Annotated in this window: 4 protein-coding genes and 1 pseudogene; 1 reads left to right on the top strand and 4 read right to left on the bottom strand. The window is 56.4% G+C overall.

The features are described 5' to 3' along the window. Positions 1 to 287: 287 nt before the first annotated feature. Positions 288 to 1,325: a UDP-N-acetylmuramate dehydrogenase gene (gene murB / locus ACIQ0R_RS11460; protein WP_395827465.1), complete on the top strand. Its 1,038-nt coding sequence runs from the start codon at positions 288 to 290 to the stop codon at positions 1,323 to 1,325. 155 nt (positions 1,326 to 1,480) lie between these two features. Here murB and ACIQ0R_RS11455 read toward each other — a convergent pair whose 3' ends face one another. The 4 genes and pseudogenes from ACIQ0R_RS11455 to ACIQ0R_RS11440 form a co-directional block, all read right to left on the bottom strand. Further along, positions 1,481 to 1,795, bottom strand: coding sequence for a pyrimidine/purine nucleoside phosphorylase (locus tag ACIQ0R_RS11455; RefSeq protein ID WP_395827462.1), 315 nt, complete (start codon positions 1,793 to 1,795; stop codon positions 1,481 to 1,483). 2 nt (positions 1,796 to 1,797) lie between these two features. Then, positions 1,798 to 3,135 carry an argininosuccinate synthase gene (argG, locus tag ACIQ0R_RS11450; protein WP_395827458.1) on the bottom strand — a complete coding sequence of 446 codons (1,338 nt, stop codon included), beginning with the start codon at positions 3,133 to 3,135 and terminating at the stop codon, positions 1,798 to 1,800. Between the two features lie 66 nt (positions 3,136 to 3,201). Continuing rightward, positions 3,202 to 4,119, bottom strand: a complete 918-nt coding sequence (gene argF, locus ACIQ0R_RS11445) for an ornithine carbamoyltransferase (RefSeq protein ID WP_395827455.1) — start codon at positions 4,117 to 4,119, stop codon at positions 3,202 to 3,204. A 250-nt stretch (positions 4,120 to 4,369) separates the two neighbouring features. Then, positions 4,370 to 4,482: pseudogene (locus ACIQ0R_RS11440) on the bottom strand (IS5/IS1182 family transposase); the annotation flags it as partial.

Below are 4,482 nucleotides of genomic sequence, written 5' to 3'. Positions count from 1 at the left end.
GCATTCGACGCTTGGCTATCGTTCACCCTGCCAGTATTTAGATGACTGGCTCACTGAGCAACATCAGGAAAAACAGGCGGCATAAAAGCCACCTGTTGGACGACGAAAAATCGAGGGAAGCTCAGTTCAATCTGGCGCTGCCTTTGGTTAATCCGCATTCTATCGGACAAAAAACCCGAGGTGTCGGTCACGGCCGTCTATTTTCCGCTAATCGGGATAATTTCCGGATGCAATAGCCGCCGCCATGAGCGGTTGTCGGCGGTGGTTACGTATATAATTCCGATGCTATGACTTCCACTACCCTCAAACTGCCGTTTCAATACGACTTTTCGCTGCGTTCGCATAACTCTTTTGGTATCGATGCCAGCGCTCATGCATATTTACCGGTCGGCTCGCTCGCTGACTTGCAGGCGCTCAGGGCTGATACTGATGCCGTTGGCATGCCGCGCCTGGTGCTTGGCGGCGGCAGCAACCTGGTGCTGACCCAGAATTTCCCCGGGCTGGTGTTGCATATGTGTAATCGCGGACGCGAGATTGTCGGCAGCGACCAGGAAGCAGTGTATGTGCGCGTGGCCGCCGGTGAAAACTGGCACGATTTTGTGCAATGGACCCTGGCGCAAGGATTCGGCGGACTGGAAAACCTGTCCTTGATCCCCGGCAGCGTCGGCGCCGCGCCGATCCAGAATATCGGCGCCTACGGTTGCGAGTTGCAAGATCGTTTCCATAGCCTGACCGCGCTCGACATGGATAGCGGCGAGATATTGCAATTGGACCGCGAGGCTTGTGCATTCGCCTATCGCGATAGCATCTTCAAGCAAAGCCTGCGCGATCGGGCGGTGGTGCTGGATGTGACGTTTGCCTTACCCAAACAATGGCAGCCGAATCTGCGCTACGCCGATGTCGCACAAGAACTGGCCGCGCGGGGGCTGGATAACCCAACAGCCCGTGATGTCAGCGATGCCGTGATTGCGATCCGCACCCGCAAGCTGCCTGATCCGCTATTGCTGGACAATGCTGGCAGTTTTTTCAAGAATCCGATTGTTCCCGCTGCCCAGCGTCACGCATTGCTGGCGCAGCATCCGCAACTGGTGAGTTACGTGCAGGCAGACGGCAGCTTCAAGCTGGCGGCCGGTTGGTTGATCGACCAGTGCGGCTGGAAAGGAAAAAATCTGGGGAATGTCGGCGTCTATGAAGAGCAGGCGCTGGTGCTGGTCAATCGCGGCGGCGCCAGTGGGCAGGACGTGGTGCGTCTGGCGCAGGCGGTGCAGAATGATGTAATGACAATATTTGGCGTGGCGCTGGAGCCGGAACCTATATTTATTTAATCGCAACGAAAAATTTTTTGAGCCGGAGGCGCTTGTCATAGCCGGGTCACACCGACTGGCTATGCTTCGTCCTGTCTCATCCTACACTCCCTAAGGTAAAGGATTTTGCCCCCGGCGCGTTTGCTCCGGGGCTTTTTTTGCCTGCGGATCAACTCTCAGGCGTAATGACAAACGTAATTGACGGTTTCCAGCGTCTCGATATCGAAACTGGAATTCGCCGGGATTTCAAAGCGTTCACCGCCGGTGTACTGGGCCCAGTCTTGCTGGTCCTTCTGGCGCACACGGCAGACGCCGCTGGTGATTTCCATGACTTCTGCAACGCCGGTACCGAAGTTCAGCGACGACGGCAGGACGACGCCCAGCGTCTTCTTGCTGCCGTCGGCGAAAATGACGGTGTGGGAAACACATTTGCCGTCGAAATAGACATTCCCCTGCTTGAGGACGCTGACATTGTCGAATTGAGTCGTCATGTTTAGTTCTTTTCGTCTTTATCGAGCAACGGCAGAGATACGGCGTTGCTGGATGCCAGCAGGCCGGTGCTTTGATAGATCGCCAGTTTTTGGCGTGTATCGCTGATGTCGAGGTTGCGCATGGTCAGTTGGCCGATACGGTCTTGCGGCGAGAACGCGCCTTCGCCTTTTTCCATGGTCAGGCGCTCCGGATGGTAGGTCAGGCTGGCCGACTCGGTGTTGAGGATCGAGTAATCGTTGCCGCGACGCAGTTCGATGGTGACTTCGCCGGTGATGGCGCGCGCCACCCAGCGTTGCGCCGATTCGCGCAGCATGATCGCTTGCGAATCGAACCAGCGGCCTTGATACAGCAGGCGGCCCAGGCGGCGGCCGCTCTCGCGGTATTGCTCGATGGTGTCTTCGTTATGGATGCCGGTGACCAGGCGTTCGTAAGCGATGAACAGCAGGGCCAGGCCCGGCGCTTCATAGATGCCGCGGCTCTTGGCTTCGATGATGCGGTTTTCGATCTGGTCGCTCATGCCGAGGCCGTGGCGGCCACCGATGCGGTTGACTTCCATCATCAGCTCGACCTGGTTGGCAAACACGATGCCGTTGAGGGCGACCGGACGGCCTTCTTCAAAACGCACGGTGACGGTCTCGCGCTTGATTTCTACATCGTCGCGCCAGAAGGCGACGCCCATGATCGGTTCAACGATTTGCATGCCGGAATTCAGGAACTCCAGATCCTTTGCTTCATGGGTGGCGCCGAGCATGTTGGAATCGGTCGAGTAGGCTTTTTCTACCGACATCTTGTAATCGAAACCCGAGGCGATCATGAATTCCGACATTTCCTTGCGGCCGCCCAGTTCCTGGATGAACTTGTCATCGAGCCAAGGCTTGTAGATGCGCAGATTCGGATTGACCAGCAGGCCGTAGCGGTAGAAACGCTCGATATCGTTGCCCTTGAAGGTGCTGCCGTCGCCCCAGATATCGACCTTGTCTTCGCACATCGCGGCCACCAGCATGGTGCCGGTGACGGCGCGTCCGAGCGGCGTGGTGTTGAAGTAGGTAACGCCTGCAGTGGAGATATGGAAGGCGCCGCTTTGCAGCGCGGCGATGCCCTCTGCCACCAGTTGTTCGCGGCAATCGACCAGGCGCGCCAGTTCAGCGCCGTAGGCTTTGGCCTTCTTTGGAATAGCGTCATAGTCCGGCTCGTCTGGCTGACCCAGGTTGGCGGTATAGGCATAAGGAATAGCGCCTTTCTGGCGCATCCAATGCAGCGCCGCGCTGGTGTCGAGGCCGCCTGAGAAAGCGATGCCAACTTTTTCGTTGACCGGAACGGATTGCAGAATATTAGACATGATATTTCTAGGTAGGTTGAAATGGTTGGATGCCGCTCACGCTAAGCCTGTGTAGTTGATGATGGATTACTGCGCAACTTTTCCCAGCACCAGATATTCGAGCAACGCCTTTTGCGCATGCAGGCGATTCTCCGCTTCGTCCCACACTACCGATTGCGGGCCGTCGATCACTTCGGCGCAGACTTCTTCGCCGCGATGTGCCGGCAGACAGTGCATGAACAGCGCGTCGGCGTTGGCGCGTTGCATCTTGGCCTGATCGACGATCCAGCCGTCGAAGGCTTTCAGGCGTGCGGTGTTTTCATCTTCGTAGCCCATGCTGGTCCAGACATCGGTGGTAACCAGATCGACGCCCTCGCAGGCATCCGACGGATTGGCAAACAGCGTGTAGCGCTGGTTGTCCGCGGCGACTAAGGCAGGGTCGAGGTCGTAGCCTTTCGGGGTTGATACGTTGACGTGGAAACCGAAGACCTGAGCCGCTTGCAGCCACGAATACAGCATGTTGTTGGCATCGCCGACCCATGCGACTTTCTTGCCGGCGATGGAACCGCGGTGCTCGATGTAGGTGAAGACGTCGGCCAGTACCTGGCAGGGATGCTGCTCGTTGGTCAGGCCGTTGATGACCGGCACCCGCGAGTGCGCGGCGAAGCGTTCGATGATGTCCTGGCCGAAGGTACGGATCATGATGACATCGCACATGCGCGACATCACCTGCGCTGCATCTTCCACCGGTTCGCCGCGACCCAACTGGCTGTCGCGTGTGTTCAGATAGATGGCCGCGCCGCCCAGTTGATGCATGCCGGCTTCGAACGACAGGCGGGTACGGGTCGAGTTTTTCTCGAACACCATCACCAGCGTGCGATCAAGCAGCGTGTAGTGCGGTTCGTAATTCTTGAATTTGCGTTTGATGAGACGGCTACGCTCCATCACGTATTCGTATTCGTCCAGCGAAAAGTCAGAAAACTGCAGGTAATGTTTGATTGTCATAAATGAAAACGGCGGCCGCTGTGGCGACTGCCGCCGAAAGTTGGAATTCCATTTCTAAATCAACCGCTGGTTCTCTATGCACAGGCTGCCTGTCTCGGCTGCCGGAAATATTGTGCTGGGCCAGTATATAACCCGTCGCGATTGGCTTAGAAATGAAATAAGTGCTTCAATTATAAGGGATTCCAATAGAAAAGATACCTGTGAAAAGGTGGCTTTTTTGGCAATTTTGAAACCATGTTAAGAGACGGTTTCATAAAGGCTGCGATGCCTGCTGAAGTTTGCTCCAGCAGATCAGACTGCAGCCAAGTTTAAGGAATGCTTGATGAATATCAGCGCGACGTTCGAAACGAATGCGAAGACGAC

The organism is Collimonas sp. (genome assembly GCF_044339385.1).
Taxonomy (GTDB): domain Bacteria; phylum Pseudomonadota; class Gammaproteobacteria; order Burkholderiales; family Burkholderiaceae_D; genus Collimonas.
The sequence above is the reverse complement of the archived record's forward strand: the minus strand, read 5'-3'. Positions and strand labels throughout refer to the sequence as shown.

Coding starts and splice junctions, on each gene's coding strand:
- murB (WP_395827465.1), top strand. CDS start 288: ATGACTTCCACTACCCTCAAACTGCCGTTTCAATACGACTTTTCGCTG.
- ACIQ0R_RS11455 (WP_395827462.1), bottom strand. CDS start 1,795: ATGACGACTCAATTCGACAATGTCAGCGTCCTCAAGCAGGGGAATGTC.
- argG (WP_395827458.1), bottom strand. CDS start 3,135: ATGTCTAATATTCTGCAATCCGTTCCGGTCAACGAAAAAGTTGGCATC.
- argF (WP_395827455.1), bottom strand. CDS start 4,119: ATGACAATCAAACATTACCTGCAGTTTTCTGACTTTTCGCTGGACGAA.